Below are 23,233 nucleotides of genomic sequence, written 5' to 3' on the forward strand. Positions count from 1 at the left end.
GGCGAAACGATTAAAGATAAAGCAAAGTACTATGATCACCTTTTCTGACATTCAACTCTTACGTGGTGGCAAGCCATTACTTGAGAACGCTTCGGCTACCATTCACCCCGGCGATAAGATCGGTTTGGTGGGTAAAAACGGTTGTGGTAAATCAACCTTATTCGCTCTGATCAAAGATGAGCTATCCACTGATGCGGGTAACTTTAGCAAACCGGCGCATTGGGAATTGGCATGGGTGGCGCAAGAAACCCCAGCGCTTGACCGAACCGCGCTAGAATACGTCATTGATGGAGATCGCGAGTACCGCTCTCTAGAGCAACAATTGGTGGACGCCGATCTCGCCGATAACGGCACTTTGGTGGCGGAACTGCACGGTAAAATTGAAACCATTGGTGGTTACAGCATTCGCGCTCGTGCCTCGGAACTGCTCGATGGTCTGGGCTTCCGTCAAGAGCAAATGAGCTGGAACTTAACCCAGTTCTCCGGTGGTTGGCGTATGCGCTTGAACCTCGCTCAAGCCCTACTTTGCCGTTCAGACCTATTACTGCTCGATGAACCAACCAACCACTTGGATCTTGATGCGGTAATGTGGTTAGAACGCTGGTTGCAAAACTACCCGGGTACTCTCGCGTTGATCTCGCATGACCGTGATTTCCTTGACCCGATTGTTAACCGCATCATTCACGTTGAAAACCAACAATTGAATGAGTACACCGGTAACTACTCTTCATTTGAATCACAACGTGCGCAGAAATTGATCTTGCAGCAAGCAATGTTCCAGAAGCAGCAAAAGCAGATGGCGCATATGCAAAGCTATATCGATCGCTTCCGCTACAAAGCATCAAAAGCACGCCAAGCGCAAAGCCGTATTAAAGCTTTAGAAAAAATGGAACAAGTGCTGCCAGCACAATTTGATAACCCATTTAGTTTTGAGTTCCGTGAACCTGATGCACTACCAAACCCAATTATGATGATGGATGAAGTCTCTGCAGGTTATGGCGATAATCTGATCCTAGAAAAGATTCGTCTTAACCTCGTGCCGGGTAGTCGCATTGGTTTGCTTGGTCGTAACGGCGCTGGTAAATCAACCTTAATCAAATTGCTCTCAGGTGAATTGAATCCACAAGGTGGCGAGCTAACCTACTCACAAGGCGTGAAAATGGGTTACTTCGCACAGCATCAATTGGAAACATTGCATCCAGAGGAAACACCTCTGCAGCACATGATGCAAATTGCACCTAAGCACACTGAGCAACAGCTGCGTGATTACTTAGGTAGCTTCGGCTTCCAAGGTGATAAAGCGCTAGAAAAAGTCGCCCCATTCTCCGGTGGTGAAAAAGCGCGTCTGGTTCTGGCCCTGCTGGTATGGCAAAAACCTAACCTATTGTTACTCGATGAACCAACCAACCACTTGGATCTCGATATGCGCCAAGCTCTGACCTTTGCCCTGCAAACATTTGAAGGCGCCATGGTGATTGTTTCGCACGACCGTTACCTGCTGCGCGCCACGACTGACGATCTTTACTTAGTGCATGATCGCCAAGTCGCTCCGTTTGATGGCGACCTAAGCGACTATTACAAGTGGCTGACCGAGCAGCAAAAAGTCGAGCGCCGCGAAGCACAAGCAGAGCAACCGGTAAAAGATAACCAAAACAGCGCAGCGGCGAAGAAAGAACAAAAACGCCGTGAAGCAGAGTTTCGTACCCTCACCGCGCCACTGCGTAAAAAGCTCACCAAGTTAGAAGAAACAATGGATAAACTTGGCCAAGTGATTGCACAGGCGGAAGAGCAATTGAGTGATAACTCTCTGTATGATGCCGAAAATAAAGCTAAACTTACTCAAGTACTCGCCCAACAAGCCAGTGGGAAGTCAGAGCTAGAAGAGACAGAAATGGAATGGATGGCTCTACAAGAGGAGCTTGAAGAGATGGAACAGGAGTTCAATAGCTGATGAATAGAGAGCACGTACCCGTTTCGCTAACACTAGAACGTTTATGGCAATTCAGTTTGCAGTACTACAGTGTCCGTGAAGTGAAGCAGGCGTGCTTAAATTTACAGAATCAGTTCAAAGGCAACGTGAACCTGCTATTGTTACTCAAGTGGCTTGATGAACAACAAGTCACGATTGCAGAGCAGGACTGGCACAAGGTCGAAGAATGCCTTGGTCGTTCAGAAGCATTACTCAATAGCTTTCGGGAGCTAAGACGCAAACTCAAGCAGCCACTGGCCGATACACTCTATCGCGAAGCGCTGCAATTTGAGCTGCAGTTGGAAAAACAGCAACAGGCCGACTTGGTCGATTGCGTAAACCAACTCTCATTGCACAATGCGGATGAACAATCGCTTACGCTACGTTACTGTCGTCAGTTGGGTGGAGAACATTTGTACTCCACCTTTGCACACCCTTTTGAACCTGATTCGGATGCAAGAGAAAGCGACTGACGCCTATGACTCATTTTACTGCTGCCAGTGGGATTTCAAACCCACACCTTCAAACTCTCGCACCACGCTTCATTCGTAAAAAAGCGTTGTTTGAGCCGATTTGGCAAACCCTTGATACCCAAGATGGTGACTTCCTCGATCTGGCATGGAGTGAAGATAGCCAAACGCCAGCCGCGCAAGAGAAACCCCTATTTGTGTTGTTTCATGGACTTGAAGGCTGCTTCTATAGCCCTTATGCCAATGGTCTGATGCACGCCTTTGCCAAAGAAGGCTGGCTATCGGTGATGATGCATTTTCGCGGTTGCAGCGGTAAGCCCAATCGTCTACCCCGCGCCTATCATTCAGGTGAAGTCGAAGACGCGCGTTTTTTCTTAGAGCACCTCAATCAGCAATACCCTAATCGAGTCAAAGTCGCGGTTGGTATTTCTCTTGGCGGTAATATGCTGGCCAACTATTTAGCCCAGTACGCCGACGATCCGCTCTTGGATGCCGCTTCCATTGTGTCTGCCCCGCTCGATCTATCAGCCTGTTCTGAGCGTATCGAACAAGGTTTCTCTAAAGTTTATAAGACCTACCTGCTGCGTTCACTCAAACGCAATGCACTGCGTAAGCACCACTTGTTAAAAGGCGAACTGGGGCTAACTTATCAATCAATCAAACGAGTCACCAAATTGTATGATTTTGATGATTTGATCACCGCACCGCTGCACGGGTTTCAAGATGCCGATGATTATTATCAGCGTTGCTCTGGGATTCATCGCCTACAGCAAATCAAATTGCCAACCCAAATCATTCATGCCAAAGATGATCCGTTTATGACCGATGCGGTCATTCCGCATTTTGTCCTACCGGAGAATATTCACTATCGCCTATTTGAAAAAGGCGGACACGTGGGTTTTGTCACTGGCAGTGTCATCAAACCCCGCTTTTGGCTGGAAGAGATGCTCCCCGCTTACTATCAAGCACTAAAAACGGCATAATTGAGCCTCACCGATACAAGGTCATAGAATAAAGAGGTATTTATGATTGTTCCTTGGCAGCAGATCGCACCAGAAACACTGGAGAGCTTGCTTCGAGAGTTTGTTTTACGAGAAGGAACAGACTACGGCGAAATAGAAATCTCAGTACAAGATAAAATTGATCAAGTTAAGCAGCAACTTGAGAGCGGAGAAGCGGTCATCGTTTTCTCTGAATTGCATGAAACTGTCGATGTGCAATTACGCCACAAGTTCTAATGGTCCGCTAATAACGAAATCGAACTGAGTCCGCAGTTCTAACCGAGTCTTTCCCACGAAGAAGATGCGAAAAGGTTAAATCATGTTATATTGATGCGTCCAAACTGTAATGCTTTTCGAACTTAACATGCTTGTCATCGACAAAGGTTAAGTTCGAGTAATCACAGGAACGTTATCACTAGACAAGGTTTGTCATGTCAGCAAAGCATCCGATCATTGCCGTCACCGGTTCCTCTGGCGCCGGAACGACCACCACTTCTGAAGCCTTTCGTAAAATGTTCAATATGATGGACATCAAGCCTGCATGGGTGGAAGGCGATAGCTTCCATCGTTTTACTCGCCCAGAAATGGATGTAGAAATTCGTAAAGCACGCGAACAAGGTCGTCATATTAGTTACTTCGGCCCGCAAGCTAATGACTTTCCAGGCTTAGCCGACTTCTTCCACCAATATGGCCAAGATGGCAGTGGTAAGATCCGTCGTTATCTACACACCTTCGACGAAGCGGTTCCCTACAATCAAATGCCTGGCACATTTACACCTTGGCAAGATCTGCCAGAAAACAGTGATGTGCTGTTCTACGAAGGGCTGCATGGTGGCGTGGTAGATGGGGATATTAATGTCGCCCAGCATGTCGACTTTTTGATTGGCATGGTGCCTATCGTTAACCTTGAGTGGATTCAAAAATTTGTTCGCGATACTCGCGATAGAGGCCACTCCAAAGAAGCGGTGATGGATTCAATCGTGCGTTCGATGGACGATTACCTCAATTACATCACCCCACAGTTTTCACGTACCCATATCAACTTCCAACGTGTGCCAACCGTTGATACTTCAAACCCGCTAGATGCGAAGGGGATTCCAAGCTTAGATGAAAGCTTTGTTGTAATCCGCCTACGTGGTTTTAAAAACGTTGACTATCCCTACCTATTAGCAATGATAGATGGCTCGTTTATGTCGCGTCATAACACCTTAGTTGTGCCTGGCGGTAAAATGAGTTTTGCAATGGAGTTAATCGTCAGACCGATTCTTCAGCAATTAATCGAAACTGGAAAAATTGGCTAAAAATCAGCATTAGAACACGATTACTTTTCATACCGTGATCATGTGCACGTTTTTGCTTAGAAAATAGTCTCTCGGACCCGATTAAAATCAAGAAATCGTTCCGGAAAAAGGATACTATTTGAAACCGAAACACAAGATAGCTTGCAGCACTCATTTAAGTGCTCCTAGCCTAGTTATCCCGATTTCGGGCCCAGCTAAATTATGGAAAGCAGCAAGCGTACCCTGCAGAGGAAGTGAGATATTATGGTTCTAGGTAAACCTCAAACCGATCCAACATTAGAGTGGTTCCTTTCACACTGTCATATTCATAAGTACCCATCAAAAAGCACGCTAATCCACGCGGGCGAGAAAGCAGAAACTTTGTACTACATTGTTAAAGGTTCTGTTGCCGTACTTATTAAAGATGAAGAAGGTAAGGAGATGATCCTTTCTTACCTAAACCAAGGTGATTTCATCGGTGAGCTTGGTCTATTTGAAGAAGATCAAGAGCGTACCGCTTGGGTTCGTGCTAAATCTCCTTGTGAAGTAGCGGAAATCTCGTTCAAAAAATTCCGTCAGTTGATTCAGGTAAACCCTGATATCCTAATGCGTCTTTCTTCACAGATGGCTCGTCGTCTACAAGTGACTAGCCAAAAAGTCGGCGACCTAGCCTTCCTAGACGTAACTGGCCGTATTGCACAAACGCTACTAAACCTAGCGAAACAACCAGATGCAATGACTCACCCAGACGGCATGCAAATCAAGATCACTCGTCAAGAGATCGGTCAAATTGTTGGCTGTTCTCGTGAAACCGTTGGTCGTATCTTGAAGATGCTGGAAGAGCAGAACCTAATCTCTGCTCACGGTAAGACTATCGTTGTTTACGGTACGCGTTAATTCACATTGAATTAAGCAAAATTTATAAAGCCACCTTCGGGTGGCTTTTTCTATATTAAAGCGCTAAAAAACCAAGAGCTAAGAGTTGAGAAACGAGACTTTAGAGCCGACACGCCATCCCTCTCGACTCTCATTTCTACAATCTCAAACGAAGTCCCTTCGTTTACGAGTTAGTACTCTCAAAGATCTTATCTGCAGAGGCGGCGACGAACCCACGGTATAACTCACCATTGGGCATCGGATAACGCTTGGCAAACTCATAAAAACCACCAGGCAGCAACACCACGCCATCATCAAATTCGACCTGTACTTTATCGGCCATGGTTGATGATTGCTCTAGCAGTACTTCAGGTGAACCTTTGACTTCCCCACCCGCTTGGTTAATGACAAACCCCACGGACGACAGATGATCATTCACCTGTTGAACCTCATCAAACTGCTCAAGTTGATTGACACTGACTGTGAAATGATTCGCGCCATAACCATGAGCCGCCAACCAAGCCGCATATTCACTCTCTTCGGCTAATAATAAATAATCGTTATGGCTCAGTTGCCAAGGTCGACCTGCATATAGAAAGGCCTCACCTTGCATCTCATTTGGATTCACCTGTTCAACCAGTTTTTGCACAATCTGTTGCAACTGCTCAGAACATTCTTCCACTTTAAGTTGGCTAATGAATACCTTAGGTTGAGTGACGTCAGGATGCTCATAATGTTTTGCCAGCAATTTTTTACTTTCAAACAAGTAATCCCCCGCTTCTTGATAACCCAGCTCAATAAAAGGTTTCGCCAAAACATTCAACGCAACAGGGGAAAGGCTAAATGTACGCAGAGCAATATGGTCGTTAATCAATGGCTCATTGCGTTGCAATAGTTTGTGGACGTTTCCAGCTGACGGGCATAAGCGTTCAATATAATCATTCCATAATGATTCAAACAGTCGATCTGGCGTCATAGCGCCTCCTTGGAATTATTTTTGTCTCGGTATTCTTGGTAAGGATTATTAGTGTAGTAAAAGAAAAGGCCAGTGGAGCATTTTCTCTGGCCTTTTCGATGGTCGGTTAATTACAGTGATAAGCCCGGGCTCAAGGTCGCGGGAAGTTCGGTTTTATCCCCTTCCACCGAGGCCATCGGATAAGCACAATAATCAGCTGCGTAGTAAGCGCTTGGCCGTAAATTTCCCGACGCTCCTGGCCCGCCAAATGGTGCATCACCGCTCGCGCCGGTTAGCGGTCGATTACGATTAACGATGCCAGCGCGAATATGTTCCACAAAATAGGCCCACTCACTCTCTTGGGTTGTCACCAATCCTGCTGATAGACCAAAGCGGCTATCATTTGCAAGCTCCACCGCTTGCTCTAAGGTTTGATAACGGATCACTTGCAGGAGTGGTCCAAAGTATTCTTCATCAGGTAGCGATGTAATCTCGCTGACATCAATAATACCCGGTGAGACGAACGCAGCATCACCTGCGGTGGCTTCGACTAAACTCACCCCACCCAATGACTGCAAGTTAGCTTGAGCCGCCAAAATAGCCTGCGCGGCGGCTAAAGATATCTGTGAGCCCATAAAAGGGGCGGGTTCGGCAAATGGCTCATCCATGACGATCTTTTTCGTCGCGCTGAGTAACTTATTCAGCAACACATCACCATTTTCACCACTAGGAAGGTAAAGTCGACGCGCACAAGTACAGCGCTGACCAGCACTAATAAAGGCCGATTGAATAATGGTATACACGGCCGCATCCACATCACCATAGTGAGGTGAGATGACCATCGGGTTATTACCGCCCATTTCCAATGCCAACATCTTGTCCGGTTGTCCGGCAAATTGACGATGGAGCAGATGACCCGTATTCGCACTCCCGGTAAACAACAAGCCATCAATACCTTTAGATTGGGCTAACGCCACTCCGGTCTCTTTCGCGCCTTGAATAAGATTAATCACTCCATCTGGCAGTCCTGCTTTTTGCCATAGTTTGATCATAAACTCCCCCGTCGCCGGAGTTTGCTCAGAAGGCTTAAACACCACCGTATTACCAGCGAGTAACGCTGGGACGATATGACCATTTGGTAAGTGGGCCGGAAAGTTATATGGGCCAAAAACGGCCATCACGCCAAGTGGTTGGTGGCGCAGTACGATTTGATTCCCTGCGGCTTCACGTTTCTTCTCGCCAGTTCGCTCATGGTAAGCACGAATCGAAATAGCGATTTTGCCCGCAACGGCCGCCGCTTCTGTTCGGGTTTCCCATAATGGCTTACCAGTTTCCAGCGAAATCATTTCTGCAATCGACTCGGAATGATGTTTCACTAACTCGGCAAAGCGTAATACCAGCCTCTCGCGCTCACTAAAAGGCGTCTTCCTCCATGATAAAAACGCCTCTCTTGCGGCGCTTACCGCCGCATCAACCTGAGCGACAGTGGCGCTATCACTTTGCCAAATCAGCTCGCCGTTATAAGGGCTAATTGAACTCATCGGTTCACCCTGTCCGGCGATCCATTGTCCTGCAATCCAATGTGACATAACCAATTCCTTAGAGTCTGTAGCTTTATAGGGGAAGCAAACGCACGTTATCGCCCTGCTGTACTTGCAAGGCATTGGCGACATCACTGGAGATAATCACCGTATCTGTTGCTTGATCAAACGCGGCTTTCACTGCGACCGCGCGAAATTGTTCAAATGAGGTATTACTGATCAAAAAATCTTGTGCACTGGCGTGCTGATCAATATGCACTTTGCCGCGAAATGAGTGACGTACCGATTCAATATTTTCACGATCACATTCCACGCTAGGGCCACCATCAAAGATGTCGACATAGTTACGGCAGGTAAACCCTTCCTTTTCTAGTAAGCGTAAAGCAGGCTTGGTGTTGTCATGCACTTGGCCGATCACCGCTTGCGCTTCTTTACTCAGTAAGTTGACGTAGATGGGGAGTTTTGGCATTAGGTCGGCAATAAAGCCTTTCTTACCAATACCTGTTAAGTAATCGGCTAAGGTAAAATCAATCGAAAAGAAGTGTTCTTGCAGCCATTGCCAAAAAGGGGAATTGCCCTCTTCATCGGAAACACCACGCATTTCGGCAAAGACTGTTTTAGAGAAGCGATGGGGATGTTCAGCCATCATCAGAAAACGACATTTCGACATCAATCGACCATTATTGCCACCACGAAATTTAGGTCGCAAAAATAAGGTGCAGATTTCACTACAGCCAGTGTAGTTATTACCAAAGGTCAGCAACTTCACCACATTGTTGACCCCGAGCTTCGGCGAGGAGTGAACGATGGTGCTGATGTGGTAAGAGTAGAATGGTACATCCCAACCGATCGCCGCTTCAATCCCTGTACAACCAGCAACTTCACCGCTAGCACTATCAAAGCCGACCATCAGGTAGCCTTCATCGCCCGGTTCACTTACATTCGGTTTGGAAAAGCTGTATTCAGAGTGGGTAATTCGGTTGGTCAACAATTCTTCATTGACCGGAAGTGATGTGAAACCGTGACCGGATTCCACTGCACAGGTATGCAGCGCATCATAATCTGACATAGCGATAGGACGAACAACCAGCATCGATACTCCCTCCTGATGCTTGGGAGGTTAACCGGATGGCTAACCTCACCTCTTGCGATATTATTGAACTAGTGAAGCGATCGCTTTCTCCAGTTTTTCTAATCCTTGAGCAATATCTTGGTGGCTAATCACCAATGATGGGGTAAAACGCACCACGTTTGGCCCTGCAACCAACACCATCAAGCCTTGTTCTCCCGCAGCCACGAGCACATCACGCGCACGCCCTTGCCACTGTTCATTGAGCGCAGCACCGAGTAGTAACCCTTTACCACGGATTTCGCTAAATATTGGATACTTATCATTAATCTTAGCCAATCCTTGACGAAATAGCGCTTCACGCTCCGCCACGCCCGCTAGGGTTTCCGGCTGGCTAACCACATCCACGACCGCTTCTGCTACTGCACAAGCAAGAGGGTTCCCCCCATAAGTTGAGCCATGGGTACCCACTTTTAGGTGCTCGGCCAGTTTAGTGGTGGTCAACATCGCACCGATAGGAAAGCCACCGCCGAGTGATTTAGCGGTACTTAAAATATCTGGCGTAATGCCTAAGCCTTGATATGCATAAAAGTGGCCGGTACGTCCGTTGCCCGTTTGCACTTCATCGAAAATCAATAGTGCGTTGTGCTGCTGACAGACTTCACGAACCGCTTGAATAAACTCCTCACTCGGTTCAATGATGCCGCCTTCACCTTGTAAAGGTTCCATCATAATCGCACAGGTACGCGACGAAACATGCTGACGTAGCGCTTCAACATCATTGAATGGAAGGTGAGTAATGTCGCCAGGTTTTGGGCCAAAGCCATCGGAATAGGCTTCCTGCCCACCGACAGTTACAGTAAAGAAGGTGCGACCATGAAAACCCTGTTTAAAAGCAATGATCTCTGATTTTTCGGCACCATACACATCAGCAGAATAACGGCGAGCCAATTTTAAAGCCGCTTCATTCGCTTCCGCGCCCGAGTTGGCAAAAAAGACTTTATCGGCGAAGCACAGATCGGTCAGTTTTTTTGCTAAGCGCAAAGCTGGCTCATTGGTCATCACATTGCTAAGGTGCCATATTTTCTGCCCTTGCTCGGTTAATGCTTTCACCATTGCCGGATGGCAGTGCCCCAAACAACTCACCGCGATCCCGCCTGCAAAGTCGATATATTCATTACCTTGCTGATCCCAAACGCGCGCGCCCTCGCCTTTTACTGGAACCATCTCCATCGGGCTATAGCAAGGCACCATCACCTCATCAAATAAACCGCGTTGTACTTGCATTTCTTCCGTCATCGCACATTCCCTCTTAATACCGCAGCCAATGTCAGTTAGGCATATCACATCTACTAATAAGTATAGAAACCAGAATTTATATTGCACATTGACTAACACGGCATTGTATTTACATTTAATTAACCTTTTCAATAGTGGTTTATGCTTTTTAAATTCAATACAGATTAAGCCGCATCACTATAGATGACTATTTATGCACCACAATGGCGAAAGAGAGAAGCGATTTATTATTATGCTTGCTATAAGCAGAAGTTTAATCTCAGTCGAGAGGAGTAACAGAATAGAAGTAATGCAAGGTGGAACAGCTTCACGAGGCGACTAAGTGATGGCGCAAAATACCGCAACACAATAACGACATAACAGCGACATAACGAATAGTTTTGCAGATTAATTAGATAACGGCGATAACGACAACAATGTTAAGAAAGGTGATCCACCTCTGCCTTTAACCGCATCTCGGACAGCAACAAAGTAGCCATAATTTACTTAGTGATTAGCGAGCGAGGAAGTTTGCCAACAACTGGTGGCCTTGCTCCGTTTTGATGGATTCTGGGTGAAATTGCACCGCATCAATCGGCAAGGTTTTATGTTGATAGCCCATGATTTCATCCATGCTGCCATCTTCATTCTCAGTCCAAGCCGTCAATTCAAAACAATCCGCTAGTGAGTCAGCTTTGACGACTAATGAATGGTATCGCGTGACCGTTAGCGGATTATTCAGTCCTTGAAAGACACTACGACCAGTATGGCGAATCGGTGAGGTTTTACCGTGCATCACTTGTCGTGCTCGAACCACTTCAGCGCCAAATACCTGAGCAATCGCTTGATGTCCAAGACAAACCCCTAAAATCGGCAGCTTACCGGCAAAGTGTTCTATCGCAGCTAATGAGATGCCCGCTTCATTGGGTGTACATGGGCCAGGAGATATCACCAGATGGGTGGGTTGCAAAGCTTCAATGCCAGCCAAATCAATTTTATCGTTTCGCACTACCTGCACTTCTGCGCCAAGTTCGCAAAAATATTGGTATAGGTTGTAGGTAAACGAATCGTAATTATCGATGATCAGCAACATGACAGAAATACAGCTCTCCACTTATTGGAGGCGTATTGTGCAATAGTGCGCCACAAAGGCAAAGTAAAACTTATCGTCTGCCGATAGACGACTGATATGGATCATATTTAAGGCCAGCATTGCGCTGGCCTTAAATATTCATGAATAGACTGACTTAATTGACCAGCTTATGGGCGAGTAACAAAACCTACCGCTTCATAAACTTTCTTCAATGTCACGGCTGCGCGAGCTGAGGCTTTTTCCGCACCCTGCTTCATCACTTGATCCATATAAGCACGGTCAGCACGAATACGGTGGTATTCTGCTTGAATAGGCTCAAGCATTGTCACTAAAGCTTCGCCTACATCTTTCTTAAATGGGCCGTACATTTCTACGCCTTGGTACTTCGCTTCAATCTCAGCAAAGCTCATACCCGTTGCTGCCGAGTACAGACTCATTAGATTTGAGATACCCGCTTTGTTTTCCCAATCGCTGGCAATACGCGGTGGCGTTTCAGCATCCGTTTGCGCTTTGTTGATCTTCTTAATGATCGACTTAGGCTCTTCAAGCAGAGTAATAACGTTTTTACGGTTATCATCTGATTTAGACATCTTCTTCGTCGCATCTTGCAAGCTCATTACACGCGCATTCACTTGTGGAATGTACGGCTCTGGCACTTGGAAGATTGGCGCTTCTGGGCTGTAGATATTGTTGAAACGCGTCGCGATATCGCGAGCCAATTCTAAGTGCTGCTTCTGGTCATTGCCCACAGGCACTTGATGCGCGCCGTACAACAAAATATCGGCAGCCATGAGCACTGGGTAACCAAATAGGCCCGCATTCACATCGTTCGCGTAGCGTGCTGACTTATCTTTAAACTGAGTCATACGGCTCAATTCGCCCATTTGGGTGTAGCAGTTAAGAAGCCAACCAAGTTGAGCATGCTCTGGTACATGTGACTGAACAAATAGCGTGCTCTTCTGTGGATCAACACCAACGGCAAGACAGATTGCTAATGCGTCTAGGGTTGCTTCGTGCAGTGCTTTCGGGTCTTGACGAACCGTAATCGCATGCAGGTCAACCACGCAGTATTGGCAATCGTAATCATCTTGCATCTGTTGCCATTGACGTAGAGCACCCAAGTAATTACCGATACTTAGTTCACCTGATGGTTGAACGCCACTCAATACGATGGGCTTGCTCATGGATGGATTCCTTTGAATTCTTAATTTAATAAAATAGAAAAAACCGTCCAGCCTTTAGCTGGACGGTTTTCTCAGTGTACTCATTGATAAGTATTTTGAAAGATCTTTTGTTGCGCTTAGGCAGAAACAGCGATCACTTCGAGTAATTCTGCGATGTTATCCGCGACAAAATCTGGCTCTGAGACTGAAATAGCTTCACCGTGATTGTAGCCATAAGTCAGACCAAACGAATGACAACCGGCGTTTTTCGCCGCTAAGATGTCATTTTTCGAATCGCCAACCATCAACATCTCACTTGGTGTACAGCCATGCTTCTCTAGCAACCAGTTTAATGCGACTGGATTTGGCTTACGCTCAGGGAATGCATCACCACCTAATACATCCGTGAAGTATTTGGCGATGTCGTGCTTAGCCAACACATCAGGGACAAACTTCGATGGCTTATTGGTGACTAGCGCCAAGATAAAGCCCGCTTGTTGTAACGTAGCTAAAGTCTCTTTTACTGCTGGGTAAAGGTGACTGAGCTTATGACCACTCTTATCATAGAAGTCATCAAACAACACACGCCCTTGTGCTAAGAGTTCAGGACTTAGCTCAGGGTTAATCGTCAAGCTTTGGCTTAATGCACGACCAATTAAGATGTCTGCGCCATTGCCAACGTAGTCGCGAACTTGCTCTTCGCTTACGGCAGAAAAACCCAGTGCTTGTACCGCTTGATCAGCAGCAACGGCGAGATCTGGCACGCTATCAAGCAATGTACCATCAAGATCAAAGGCGATCAGTTTTAACTCTTTCAATGCTCTATCCTACTACTCAGCTTACTTATTTCGCTTTAGCGAGTTCTGCGCGCATTTCATCAATCACTTGCTTGTAGTCTGGCTGGCTGAAAATAGCCGAACCTGCCACAAACATATCTGCGCCGGCTTCTGCGATTTCGCGGATATTATCCACCTTCACGCCACCGTCGATTTCTAGACGAATATCGCGACCTGATTCGTCAATCATTTTGCGCACAGCGCGTAATTTATCCAAGGTATTTGGAATGAATGATTGACCACCGAAGCCCGGATTTACTGACATCAATAAGATCATATCCACCTTATCCATGATGTATTCAAGGTGTGCCAGTGGCGTTGCTGGATTGAGAACCACACCGGCTTTACAGCCGTGTTCTTTGATCAGTTGTAGGGTACGATCAACGTGATCTGAAGCTTCAATATGGAAGGTAATCATGCTCGCGCCAGCTTTAGCAAAGTCAGGTACGATGCTATCAACCGGTTTCACCATTAGGTGTACATCGATTGGGGCAGTAATACCGTAGTCACGCAGGGCTTTACACACAGGCGCGCCAAAAGTCAGGTTTGGCACATAGTGGTTGTCCATAACATCGAAGTGCACAACATCAGCACCGGCGGCGAGAACTTTCTCTACGTCTTCACCAAGACGAGCAAAATCTGCAGACAGAATCGACGGAGCGATAAGGAAATCTTTCATACCTGACCTCTATAATAATTAGCATCATTGCGTAAATTTGGCGCAATTCTACCGAAGCGATCAGGCAGATGATAGAGGTATTAACAGAAATGTGTACTTGGGCTTATTCGCCGTTGCGACCGGTTTCGGTTTCACAAGGGTTCTCAGCACGGAATAAAGCGAGCAGCTCATCGACTTTATTGCGACCGGCACCATTGCGGCTGATGGTGCGTTTAACCTTCACCACATTCAATTCAGCTCCATGATAGAGACGACGAGTTAAGGTCGTATCATGGTTAGAAATGAGAACCGGAATACCGCGTTGTTTTGCCGCCGTTTCAGCAACATTGGCCAGCGCAGCTTGATCGTCTAACGAAAAACCATTGCCTGCATACGAGGTAAAGTTTGCCGTGGTTGAAAGTGGCGCATAAGGAGGATCACAATAAACCACGCTGCCTTTACGCGCGCGTTTAAAAGTCTCTTGGTAGCCTTCACAAACAAAAGTCGCTTTCTTCGCTTTCTCTGCGAAAAATTCCAACTCTTTTTCTGGGAAGTAAGGTTTTTTGTACGAACCAAATGGCACGTTGAAGCCGCCTTTTTTGTTGTAACGGCATAAGCCATTAAAACCAAAACGGTTCATATAGAGAAAAGCGAGTGAGCGATACATCACGTCATCAGTTTGGTTAAACTGTGCGCGTACATCTAAGTAAAATTCTTTGCGGTTGTTTTCGGCAATAAACCAACGTTTCGCTTCGCTGATATAATCTTCTGGGCTTTCTTTGAGAAGATTGTAGAGATTAATCAAATCAGGATTGATGTCCGCGAGCAGATATTGATCATAGTCGGTATTGAGAAAAACCGAACCTGCACCAACAAACGGTTCTACCAACTTGCGTGCTTCAGGCAGATGACGCTGAATGTCTTCAACTAATCCGTATTTTCCACCAGCCCATTTAAGGAAGGCACGCTGCTTTTTCATTGACTGCTCTATTTATCAACCACAAATTAAGGGTGCGGAATGTAACATATTTCACGCCATACCCAAAGCGATTGGCGTACTCAATTCGGCTGAGTGAGCAGAAAGCGACTCAGCCTATCTCGAACTAGTTAGTACGAGCGATTTCACGCTGAACTTGATTGAGCGATTTCGCCCAAGGACTCAGTTTTTGTAGTGCTTCAGGCAATTGTACTACCGCATCACGCGCTAGTTGGATGGTTGGGAAATTATCATAAGTAATAATATACCACTCAACGCCGCTACGTAGCGCTGGGTAGACATACACTTTGTCATCCAGATCGTAACGATTCAGAAAATTTTGCGCTTCCGCTAAGTTATTCACCGCGGCCAATTGCAAAGTATAGCTACGCGGAGAAAAGCTGTTTAATTCATCTTTAGCGAAAGAGAAACTGATCTTCGCGGGTGCTTCGCTCACCACGGGCACTTCCACACGCGAGTCATCGACCACTTGTTCAATATTGCTGGTGTCCACTTGCTCAGATTCACTCTCTATCAGCGCATCGACGACTTCAGAGGTGATCACAACGCGCTGAGAGTTATCTTCAATCACACCAACGCTTTGTGGCATGTCGACCACTTCCGGAGGTAAGGCCGCTGAATCATCTTCGGCGCCAGAAAAGGCAGGATCAACGCTCAGCTCAGACTCCGTTTCATCGCGGTTATCCACGGCGATACTTTCATCGGCATCACTCACTGTTGCATCCGGTTGATTAATGGTTGGAATCACCGTTTGTTCAAGTTGACTGGTGATTTTCTCTGCTGTTTCACCTGGGGTTGGCTGACTCATCATCCACCAATAGCCGCCAGAAATCAGCGCTAATAACACCAACACCACTAAAGCGATATTAAATGGTGAGCCCACAATTGAGCGAACAATAATCCGTTTTTCCACTTTCTGTTCCCCTAATGCCATAATCACGCCCGGACGACGAGCAGCAGTGCGATATGCATTACGCACGCGTCTTTCCATGTCATCTTCGACAAATCGAACCACCAACTGTTCAAAAAACCGCCCCGCTTCTTGTGAAGTGAGCGGCTCGATGTCTAAATCAACCGGCTGAAATTCTTGGCCACGACTCAGACGAGTTAACACGCTATCCAATCGCTTTGGCTCTGCAAAGAGGATGATATTAAGAGTCCAACGACTCTGGTGCTGTGCTTGCAATGCCAGTAGCCACAACTCCGAGACCAATGTCTCACTGAGTAGATGGGCGTTATCAACGACAATCACGACATCACACGGCTCGTGCGCCATGCAACGACTAAAACTTTCCGCTAAGTTATCAGCGGGATTAAATAACGGTTCAGACAAAACTTGCGTCAGTATCGTCGTTCGATGCTGTTCATCATTTTGATTGGGGTGACACATCAATAACGCTTGGTTTTTATCATCAGCCCAGGCTTCGAGATAGCGCTGAGCTAACCATGTTTTACCAGCGCCACTTACGCCAGAAACACAGACAAAATTAGAGTTAAAATGCGTCAGCAATTGCAAACGCTCCAATAACTCAATTTGGCTATCGAGTTCCAGAATTCTGGATTGATGTGTAAAACTCATACCCTACCTAAACCGTTAGATCGATATTACTCAGTCACACGAGAGGCGATTTAACTCGTTCGTCATTTCGCCTATCGCCTCACTTTATATCGTCATTAAATACCACGACCAAAATCGATGGCTTGCTCAATGATGGTTTCCGGAACGCCTTTGACAACCTCGGCACTGCCAACACTGGTTGGCAATACCAGACGAAGCTCACCAGCGAGCACTTTTTTATCGCGCATCATATGCTTGATAAAATCGTCAAACGACATACTTTCTGGAGTGTGCACCGGTAATTTGGCTTGTTGTAATAGAGCGATAATGCGCTCTAACTGCTCTTGGCTGATCAGCCCTTGCAATTGCGCCGTTTTCGCCGCCATCACAGTGCCAGACGATACCGCTTCACCATGTAACCAATTACCATACCCCAGTTCAGCTTCAATCGCATGACCAAAAGTATGACCTAGATTCAGCAACGCACGAATTCCAGATTCTTTCTCATCTTGCGCGACAACTTCGGCTTTAATTTGGCAACAACGAGCGATCGCATAGCTTAAAGCTTGCTCATCTAAGGCGTACAATTTGTCGAGGTTGCTCTCTAGCCAAGCAAAAAATTCGCCATCATAAATGATGCCGTACTTGATGACTTCTGCCATACCGGCGGCAAATTCACGTTCTGGTAATGTGCGTAAACAATCAGTATCAATCACCACCGCTTTTGGTTGGTAAAAGGCACCAATCATGTTCTTACCCAACGGGTGATTCACTGCTGTTTTGCCACCGACTGACGAATCAACCTGAGAAAGTAAGGTGGTTGGAATTTGAATAAAATCCACGCCTCGTTGGTAACATGAAGCCGCAAAACCGACTAAGTCACCAATCACACCACCACCTAAAGCTACGATCACCACATCTCGGCTGTAATTCCCTTCCAGCAGATAGCTCATTACGGTGTTGAATGTATCGAGAGTTTTGTATTGCTCACCGTCAGGCAGTTCAAGTAGAGAAACTTGGCAACCTTGCAGTTCAAGCAAAGAGAGGATTTTTTTTGCGTATAGAGGGGCTACCGTGACATTACTGATCACCACGACTTTTTGTTTTGCCGAACTATTTACGCAAGAAAGAAAAGAAAGGTGGGCCGGATCATTGAATAATCCGGCACCAATTGAGATTGGATAGCTACGTTCATCTAAGCTGACCGTAATCCGTTCCATGGGTATGCTCCAATTTGAGTTAAGTGGTTCTTAACTCTCTTCTAGCATTTTTACGATCTGATTGGCTACCACTTTTGCACTTTGATCATCCGTACGTACAGTGTAATCCGCAATTTCATCGTATAGTGGGTTACGTTCACCAGCTAATGCTTCTAGCACCTCACGAGGGCTGTCAGTCTGTAGCAGAGGACGTTTCTTGTCACGGTTTGTACGTGCAAGTTGTTTTTCAATAGTTGTTTCTAGGTAAACAACGATACCGCGAGCAGAAAGACGGTTACGGTTTTCTTTACTCATGATCGAACCACCACCTGTTGCAAGTACGATGCCTTGCTCTTCGGTTAGGTCGTTAATCACTTTCTCTTCACGATCGCGGAAGCCAGCTTCGCCTTCTACGTCGAATACCCATGCGATATCGGCACCAGTGCGTTCTTCAATAACAGTATCTGAATCAACAAACTCCATATGAAGTTGTTGAGCAAGGTGTCTACCAATTGTACTTTTGCCGGCGCCCATCGGGCCAACAAGGAAAATATTGCGTTTCTCAGCCATGTTTAGCAGTAATTTACAACGTTAATTCAATGACATCGCCACAAGAAGGGCCAGGAAGTTCCTGACATTGAAGATGCTTGTGGCACCGATTCCTCACCGATAATTCGTGATAAGACCCGAAATTATCAGGGTAAGGAGGATCTAATGCAAATTTATTTTTCCAATTACTGCATAACAACTTTGGGAGTGACGAAAATCAGCAGCTCACTTTTGCCCATTCGTTGGTAGCTACGACGAAACAGCGCGCCTAAATATGGGATGTCACCAAGCAGAGGAACTTTATCGACAGTATCGGTCACACTGTGTTGATATATCCCGCCCAGCACGATGGTCTCCCCGTTATCAACTAATACTTGTGTACCAATACGTTGAGTATTAATCGACACCGCCTCTCCCGTACCTACTTTGACCACTTCGCCCGGTCGATCTTGGGTCACGCTCAAATCAAGAATCAATCGGTTATCAGGCGTAATTTGTGGTGTGACTTTTAAACTCAACACCGCTTTTTTAAATGAAACACTGCTGGCACCACTTGAGGTGGATTCAAGGAAAGGAATATCCGTGCCCTGCTCAATATAGGCTGGTTTTTTATTGGTGGTGATCAAGCGTGGGCTAGAAATGACCTCTGCTTTCGATTCACTTTGCAGTGCCGACAGTTCTAAATCCAACAAGGTTGAGGAGCCTAACTTAGCCACTTGGAACGCAAGACTGGATGAATGACCCGCGGTGGCGGCTAAATTAACATTGAGAAAGTCATCAATGTTATCCCCTGGCGATAACAGACCATCCGAGTCTCGCTGATTGAGATTGCCCTCTAGCGTAGCGCCAAGGTTGCCGGTGGTTGAATTTAAGCTCCAACGCACCCCAAGCTCATCCAAACTGCCTTGGTTTACCGTGACAATGCGCGCTTCTATCTGTACTTGCTTAACTGGGACATCAAGCGAACTCACCACGCTGCGAACCATCTCAATATGGCTTGGCAAATCGCGAATGAGTAACGCATTGGTGCGCTCATCAACGGTAATCGAACCGCGATCAGACAGCATACTGATGGCGCCACCGCCGCCAATCATCTCTGCAATGTCACTGGCATTAGCAAAATTGACGGCAATGATGTCAGAATGCAACTCGCTTAATTGCTCTGCCATACGGGCATTCTCTAATCGTTGCTGCTCACGCAGATCGAATTCTGCTTTTGGTGCCACCAGAACGACATTACCTTCGATTCGTTTATCTAACCCTTTAACTTGCAAGATAATGTCTAGCACTTGTGGCCACGGCACATCATCCAGTCGCAAGGTGAGATTGCCAGTCACCGCATCTGACACGACTAAATTAAAATCATTATATTCAGCAATCAACTGCAAGACATTGCGCACCGAAATGTCTTGAAAATTAATCGCGATCTTATTGGCAGAGGCTTTGCCCAGCATACTCAGGTCGTGTTTTTCCTCGCTTTCAGCCTCGGTGACCACTAACTCTAACAGACCGCCATCAAGAGTATGCTGATAAGCAAAGCGGCCCTCAATTTGAATGTGCACCCGCACGCGGTCGTCCAAGCGAAACACCTCCATGGTTTGAACATTGTTGCCGAAGTCAGCCACATCAAAGCGTGATAAAAGCGCATCATCAACCGAGGTATCAAACAGCTCTATCACCAAACCTTGTGACTCCTCCTGAATATCCAACGCGAGTTGATCGCTGCTAAGCTGCAACATCACTTTGCCGCGGTTCGTGTCATCCAAACGAAAATCAACCGAAAGCAGTTGATTACTCATCGACCAAGCTTGGGGCTGCGCCGTGAGCAGGGCAACGATAACAACGCAGATAACCTGTAAGCACCTCATCATCTTTTGATTAGTCACCTTCCATCCTTGAATCATTTACTCTTCTCAATATCTAAGCTGGGTTGCTGTAACACCAGTTTGACCTCACGCCGCTTCCAACAGCCCAATCCATCGGGCAAGCTTTCGTTGATTTCAATCTGTGTGGCGGAGACTCTCATCACGCGACCATAGTTGACACCCACAGGCTGCCCTTCGGCGACGGCGATAACTTTACCATTCGGGGTTTGCAACAGGGCGGTGTGTTGAGCATCACGACTGATCATGCCTTTGAGATGCAATTGTTCCAGAGGATAACGCTGCAACTCATGCTGAATCGTTGTTGCTTTCGGCTGCCAACACGCTTTTAACGACAAGGGTGATTCGGCCAACAAAGCGATGGGAGGCAAACTAAATGGATCGCGTGATGAATAGGCGAGATAGACGACAAGCGACTCTTCAATATGGGTCTTTGGCAGATTGAGGGATTTCACTTTCCAAGCTTCGCCATCAACATCAGGTGGTGGTGATTGAATCGGTTCGCGTAAATGTTCTAAAGAGGCTTGATGCGCTCGGCAACCCACTAATAACAGAGTGCTGATCACCGCTATTCGCCAGAGGTTAGTTTTCATCATTCACCGGCGACTTCAATTGGTAGCTAAAAGCACGCGCTCGCAAATGCAACTTTTGGCTAGTTGGACTGACCCGTTGCCAACTCACATCGACGACATTAATCATCGGAGATAACGCCGCGATTGCCTGTGAAAAACGGCCAATATCGTGATACCGCCCGGTAAGTTCAAACTCAAGAGGCAAGCGAACATAGAAGGCCTGAGACTCTTGTTTGCCCCAATCAATACGACTGAATGTGAGATTGTTTTGCAAACCTTGCTCATTGACTGCCGCCAACATCGTGGCTAATTCGTTCTCTTGCACAAACTGGTGAGTCAGCTCGGCATAGCGCTGTGACACCTCATCGAACTGAGGCAATAAATGAGGCTTGTTCGCTAATTGGCTCACTTTGCTCTGGATGTTTTTTAATCTGTTCTGCTCTTGCTGTTTAAGCTGTGTCAGTTGCAACATCTCACCTTTAATAGACCACCAATAACCGCCCACTTGAAGTGCGGCGATCAGCGTCAGCAGCAATAACAGTTGCACCGAGAGCGGCCATTGAAGCAACTCTTCAATATCCAATTCGCGATAATCAATCATACTTGCCCTCGTTAAGCATATTGCTACTGCGTTGCGATGGTGTATCAAGTTGCGGAGTAAAAGAAAAAGAGACATGAAAGGTCTGAAATTTTTGGCCGAAACGTCGCTTGTCATGCACGATCGAATGCATTTCCACCTCACTCAGTCCAATGGCCTGCTCTAAGCGGTTAAGCATGGTGGCCAAATGTGAGGTGGTTTCACTGATGCCGCTCATCACCACTTGCTGCCCAGAAATAGAAGCGTGATCAACATAGACCTCTTCGGGAATCAACGGCGGTAACACATTCATCAACTGAGTCATTTTACTGCGCTGCACTTGCAGTGATTCAATAACGCTCAACCGGCCAAGAATCATTTCATGTCGCTGCTCAAGCGTCTGCCATTGGCTTAAACGGGCATCCAATTGCTGACTGTAGCGCTGTAATAAATCCAAACGCCGTTGCTGCTCGGTTTGTTGATCGGTGAGAGACCAACTCAACGAATATTGAATCAAGCCACTGACCAGCACACTAAGCGCCAATAGAATGAAAAAGCGCTGAGCGTGATCGCGGCGGCGCTGCTCTCGCCACGGCAACAAATTAATACTAGCAAGCATGGTTTTTCTCCTGCCAATCTCGGCCAAGGAGTGCTAAACCAACCGCAGCAGAAAAACAGTAGCCTGGCACGGTTAGCGCCGATGACATTGGTAGCGTTTCTACTGGCTCTTGATCTGCAGAAAATAAGCTCAAAGGGTCGAGCAATTCACACGCAAGATTCAATCGATGCGACAGCGACTCTGCTAGCCCTTGTTTATTTGCGCCTCCCCCCGTGAGCCAAATCCCTGCCAAATTGACGGCGCTCATCGCGCCAATCAAGGGTAAATGACGCTCAATACGCTCGATAAATTGCTCAAAAAATTCAGCACCCGTTGCAGTACCGATCGGCAGTATTTTGGTCAATGGTAATGGCTCGACAAGATCCATCACCATAATGCAATGAGTGTGGCCGACATCGATCAGTAACCAATGATCTCGTTGAGTTCGTTGTGATGCCGCTTGCCATAACCTTACTAAGCTGTGCGCATGTACCTCAAATAACACTGGCCGTAAGCCCGCCTTACGGCAGATACGCTGACGGTTCTCAACCAGTTCTTTTTTTGTCGCATACACTTGTATCAAGTGCGAAGGATGGGATTCTTTTTCAGCGTTTAATTGGCAATAGTCGAGAGAGAGCTCATCGAGCTCCAAAGGTGACTGGTGAGAAAAAGCCTCGATGATGGCATAATCCCTTTCTTGAGGAGATAAGCCTTTATCGATATGCACCTGCTTGGTAATGACCGCATTGTCAGGTAGCGACAATGCAACTTTATGACTAAAAAACGGTAAAGACTTCCTTAGTTGTTTTAGTTTATTTACAATTTCCTGATAACTTAATAGGTGGTTATCGGAGACAATACTCTGCTCCACTGTCAACTCTCGATAAGCCGAGAGCGTGAGAGTGCCTTTTACTGGCTTGAGAACGACGGCTTTAATGCTGTAGTGACCGATATCAATGCCAGTGATAGATGAAAAACTCATTTCGCTGTGCTCCAAGTGTCGGTTCAATGTGCGTAAACAGCATATGCACCGACACTTGGAGCACAAAATAAACGCAGGCTAAATTGTTAGCTAAGGTTACTAGGCGCGGGTCTAGTTAGCCCAATCAAT

23 protein-coding genes are annotated in these 23,233 nt (G+C 46.6%); 6 read left to right on the top strand and 17 right to left on the bottom strand.

Annotated features, from left to right (window positions below):
- Positions 1 to 31: 31 nt before the first annotated feature.
- The 6 genes from RH86_RS12175 (at position 32) to crp (ending at position 5,617) form a co-directional block, all read left to right on the top strand.
- Positions 32 to 1,951: an ABC transporter ATP-binding protein gene (locus tag RH86_RS12175; protein WP_009386387.1), complete on the top strand. Its 1,920-nt coding sequence runs from the start codon at positions 32 to 34 to the stop codon at positions 1,949 to 1,951.
- Entirely contained in the window at positions 1,951 to 2,442 is a 492-nt protein-coding gene (locus tag RH86_RS12180; protein ID WP_009386388.1) for a TIGR02444 family protein, read from the top strand. Before RH86_RS12175 ends, RH86_RS12180 begins: the two co-directional genes overlap by 1 nt.
- A gap of 5 nt (positions 2,443 to 2,447) precedes the next feature.
- Positions 2,448 to 3,422, top strand: coding sequence for a hydrolase (locus RH86_RS12185; RefSeq protein WP_009386389.1), 975 nt, complete (start codon positions 2,448 to 2,450; stop codon positions 3,420 to 3,422).
- A 42-nt stretch (positions 3,423 to 3,464) separates the two neighbouring features.
- Positions 3,465 to 3,677 carry a YheU family protein gene (locus RH86_RS12190; RefSeq protein WP_009386390.1) on the top strand — a complete coding sequence of 71 codons (213 nt, stop codon included), beginning with the start codon at positions 3,465 to 3,467 and terminating at the stop codon, positions 3,675 to 3,677.
- Between the two features lie 194 nt (positions 3,678 to 3,871).
- On the top strand, positions 3,872 to 4,741 hold the full coding sequence (locus RH86_RS12195) for a phosphoribulokinase (protein ID WP_005597158.1): 870 nt from the start codon (positions 3,872 to 3,874) through the stop codon (positions 4,739 to 4,741).
- A gap of 243 nt (positions 4,742 to 4,984) precedes the next feature.
- Positions 4,985 to 5,617 carry a cAMP-activated global transcriptional regulator CRP gene (gene crp, locus RH86_RS12200; protein WP_005597159.1) on the top strand — a complete coding sequence of 211 codons (633 nt, stop codon included), beginning with the start codon at positions 4,985 to 4,987 and terminating at the stop codon, positions 5,615 to 5,617.
- A gap of 163 nt (positions 5,618 to 5,780) precedes the next feature.
- Here crp and RH86_RS12205 read toward each other — a convergent pair whose 3' ends face one another.
- The 17 genes from RH86_RS12205 to pilM all read right to left on the bottom strand — a co-directional run bounded on the left by RH86_RS12205 (position 5,781) and on the right by pilM (position 23,104).
- A complete protein-coding gene (locus RH86_RS12205; protein ID WP_009386391.1) occupies positions 5,781 to 6,572 on the bottom strand; it encodes a DUF1338 domain-containing protein in 792 nt (263 codons plus the stop codon).
- A gap of 110 nt (positions 6,573 to 6,682) precedes the next feature.
- Entirely contained in the window at positions 6,683 to 8,140 is a 1,458-nt protein-coding gene (gene astD, locus RH86_RS12210; protein ID WP_009386392.1) for a succinylglutamate-semialdehyde dehydrogenase, read from the bottom strand.
- 25 nt (positions 8,141 to 8,165) lie between these two features.
- A complete protein-coding gene (gene astA, locus RH86_RS12215; RefSeq protein WP_009386393.1) occupies positions 8,166 to 9,185 on the bottom strand; it encodes an arginine N-succinyltransferase in 1,020 nt (339 codons plus the stop codon).
- Between the two features lie 60 nt (positions 9,186 to 9,245).
- Positions 9,246 to 10,460: an aspartate aminotransferase family protein gene (locus tag RH86_RS12220; RefSeq protein WP_009386394.1), complete on the bottom strand. Its 1,215-nt coding sequence runs from the start codon at positions 10,458 to 10,460 to the stop codon at positions 9,246 to 9,248.
- Positions 10,461 to 10,953: 493 nt separating this feature from the next.
- Positions 10,954 to 11,532: an aminodeoxychorismate/anthranilate synthase component II gene (locus RH86_RS12225; RefSeq protein ID WP_009386395.1), complete on the bottom strand. Its 579-nt coding sequence runs from the start codon at positions 11,530 to 11,532 to the stop codon at positions 10,954 to 10,956.
- Positions 11,533 to 11,699: 167 nt separating this feature from the next.
- On the bottom strand, positions 11,700 to 12,716 hold the full coding sequence (trpS, locus tag RH86_RS12230; RefSeq protein WP_005597165.1) for a tryptophan--tRNA ligase: 1,017 nt from the start codon (positions 12,714 to 12,716) through the stop codon (positions 11,700 to 11,702).
- A 116-nt stretch (positions 12,717 to 12,832) separates the two neighbouring features.
- On the bottom strand, positions 12,833 to 13,513 hold the full coding sequence (locus tag RH86_RS12235; protein WP_009386396.1) for a phosphoglycolate phosphatase: 681 nt from the start codon (positions 13,511 to 13,513) through the stop codon (positions 12,833 to 12,835).
- A 25-nt stretch (positions 13,514 to 13,538) separates the two neighbouring features.
- Positions 13,539 to 14,210 carry a ribulose-phosphate 3-epimerase gene (gene rpe / locus RH86_RS12240; RefSeq protein WP_009386397.1) on the bottom strand — a complete coding sequence of 224 codons (672 nt, stop codon included), beginning with the start codon at positions 14,208 to 14,210 and terminating at the stop codon, positions 13,539 to 13,541.
- A 103-nt stretch (positions 14,211 to 14,313) separates the two neighbouring features.
- Positions 14,314 to 15,168: a Dam family site-specific DNA-(adenine-N6)-methyltransferase gene (locus RH86_RS12245; protein ID WP_009386398.1), complete on the bottom strand. Its 855-nt coding sequence runs from the start codon at positions 15,166 to 15,168 to the stop codon at positions 14,314 to 14,316.
- 124 nt (positions 15,169 to 15,292) lie between these two features.
- Complete coding sequence (locus RH86_RS12250; protein WP_009386399.1) at positions 15,293 to 16,765, bottom strand: SPOR domain-containing protein; 1,473 nt, start codon at positions 16,763 to 16,765, stop codon at positions 15,293 to 15,295.
- 95 nt (positions 16,766 to 16,860) lie between these two features.
- Positions 16,861 to 17,964, bottom strand: a complete 1,104-nt coding sequence (aroB, locus tag RH86_RS12255; protein WP_009386400.1) for a 3-dehydroquinate synthase — start codon at positions 17,962 to 17,964, stop codon at positions 16,861 to 16,863.
- 30 nt (positions 17,965 to 17,994) lie between these two features.
- Entirely contained in the window at positions 17,995 to 18,513 is a 519-nt protein-coding gene (aroK, locus tag RH86_RS12260) for a shikimate kinase AroK (RefSeq protein ID WP_005597180.1), read from the bottom strand.
- Positions 18,514 to 18,677: 164 nt separating this feature from the next.
- On the bottom strand, positions 18,678 to 20,363 hold the full coding sequence (locus RH86_RS12265) for a type IV pilus secretin PilQ (protein ID WP_038219656.1): 1,686 nt from the start codon (positions 20,361 to 20,363) through the stop codon (positions 18,678 to 18,680).
- Positions 20,364 to 20,392: 29 nt separating this feature from the next.
- On the bottom strand, positions 20,393 to 20,971 hold the full coding sequence (locus RH86_RS12270; RefSeq protein WP_009386402.1) for a pilus assembly protein PilP: 579 nt from the start codon (positions 20,969 to 20,971) through the stop codon (positions 20,393 to 20,395).
- On the bottom strand, positions 20,958 to 21,548 hold the full coding sequence (locus RH86_RS12275) for a type 4a pilus biogenesis protein PilO (RefSeq protein ID WP_009386403.1): 591 nt from the start codon (positions 21,546 to 21,548) through the stop codon (positions 20,958 to 20,960). The genes RH86_RS12270 and RH86_RS12275 overlap by 14 nt, the downstream gene beginning before the upstream one ends.
- The gene (locus tag RH86_RS12280; RefSeq protein WP_009386404.1) at positions 21,541 to 22,143 is read right to left on the bottom strand and encodes a PilN domain-containing protein; all 603 of its coding nucleotides are present in this window, start codon (positions 22,141 to 22,143) and stop codon (positions 21,541 to 21,543) included. Before RH86_RS12280 ends, RH86_RS12275 begins: the two co-directional genes overlap by 8 nt.
- Complete coding sequence (gene pilM, locus RH86_RS12285) at positions 22,133 to 23,104, bottom strand: type IV pilus biogenesis protein PilM (RefSeq protein ID WP_009386405.1); 972 nt, start codon at positions 23,102 to 23,104, stop codon at positions 22,133 to 22,135. The genes RH86_RS12280 and pilM overlap by 11 nt, the downstream gene beginning before the upstream one ends.
- Positions 23,105 to 23,233 lie beyond the last annotated feature (129 nt).

The sequence above is a fragment of the Vibrio sp. N418 genome (assembly GCF_000222565.1).
Classification (GTDB): domain Bacteria; phylum Pseudomonadota; class Gammaproteobacteria; order Enterobacterales; family Vibrionaceae; genus Vibrio; species Vibrio scophthalmi.

Excerpts from the sequence above, each read along its gene's own strand:
- RH86_RS12280 (WP_009386404.1), bottom strand. The coding sequence starts at position 22,143 with ATGCTTGCTAGTATTAATTTGTTGCCGTGGCGAGAGCAGCGCCGCCGC.
- RH86_RS12275 (WP_009386403.1), bottom strand. The coding sequence starts at position 21,548 with ATGATTGATTATCGCGAATTGGATATTGAAGAGTTGCTTCAATGGCCG.
- RH86_RS12175 (WP_009386387.1), top strand. The coding sequence starts at position 32 with ATGATCACCTTTTCTGACATTCAACTCTTACGTGGTGGCAAGCCATTA.
- astD (WP_009386392.1), bottom strand. The coding sequence starts at position 8,140 with ATGTCACATTGGATTGCAGGACAATGGATCGCCGGACAGGGTGAACCG.
- aroK (WP_005597180.1), bottom strand. The coding sequence starts at position 18,513 with ATGGCTGAGAAACGCAATATTTTCCTTGTTGGCCCGATGGGCGCCGGC.
- RH86_RS12270 (WP_009386402.1), bottom strand. The coding sequence starts at position 20,971 with ATGATGAAAACTAACCTCTGGCGAATAGCGGTGATCAGCACTCTGTTA.
- crp (WP_005597159.1), top strand. The coding sequence starts at position 4,985 with ATGGTTCTAGGTAAACCTCAAACCGATCCAACATTAGAGTGGTTCCTT.
- RH86_RS12265 (WP_038219656.1), bottom strand. The coding sequence starts at position 20,363 with ATGATGAGGTGCTTACAGGTTATCTGCGTTGTTATCGTTGCCCTGCTC.
- RH86_RS12225 (WP_009386395.1), bottom strand. The coding sequence starts at position 11,532 with ATGTTGCTGATCATCGATAATTACGATTCGTTTACCTACAACCTATAC.
- RH86_RS12220 (WP_009386394.1), bottom strand. The coding sequence starts at position 10,460 with ATGACGGAAGAAATGCAAGTACAACGCGGTTTATTTGATGAGGTGATG.
- trpS (WP_005597165.1), bottom strand. The coding sequence starts at position 12,716 with ATGAGCAAGCCCATCGTATTGAGTGGCGTTCAACCATCAGGTGAACTA.
- RH86_RS12205 (WP_009386391.1), bottom strand. The coding sequence starts at position 6,572 with ATGACGCCAGATCGACTGTTTGAATCATTATGGAATGATTATATTGAA.
- pilM (WP_009386405.1), bottom strand. The coding sequence starts at position 23,104 with ATGAGTTTTTCATCTATCACTGGCATTGATATCGGTCACTACAGCATT.
- RH86_RS12180 (WP_009386388.1), top strand. The coding sequence starts at position 1,951 with ATGAATAGAGAGCACGTACCCGTTTCGCTAACACTAGAACGTTTATGG.
- RH86_RS12195 (WP_005597158.1), top strand. The coding sequence starts at position 3,872 with ATGTCAGCAAAGCATCCGATCATTGCCGTCACCGGTTCCTCTGGCGCC.
- RH86_RS12245 (WP_009386398.1), bottom strand. The coding sequence starts at position 15,168 with ATGAAAAAGCAGCGTGCCTTCCTTAAATGGGCTGGTGGAAAATACGGA.
- aroB (WP_009386400.1), bottom strand. The coding sequence starts at position 17,964 with ATGGAACGGATTACGGTCAGCTTAGATGAACGTAGCTATCCAATCTCA.
- RH86_RS12185 (WP_009386389.1), top strand. The coding sequence starts at position 2,448 with ATGACTCATTTTACTGCTGCCAGTGGGATTTCAAACCCACACCTTCAA.
- rpe (WP_009386397.1), bottom strand. The coding sequence starts at position 14,210 with ATGAAAGATTTCCTTATCGCTCCGTCGATTCTGTCTGCAGATTTTGCT.
- RH86_RS12250 (WP_009386399.1), bottom strand. The coding sequence starts at position 16,765 with ATGAGTTTTACACATCAATCCAGAATTCTGGAACTCGATAGCCAAATT.
- RH86_RS12190 (WP_009386390.1), top strand. The coding sequence starts at position 3,465 with ATGATTGTTCCTTGGCAGCAGATCGCACCAGAAACACTGGAGAGCTTG.
- astA (WP_009386393.1), bottom strand. The coding sequence starts at position 9,185 with ATGCTGGTTGTTCGTCCTATCGCTATGTCAGATTATGATGCGCTGCAT.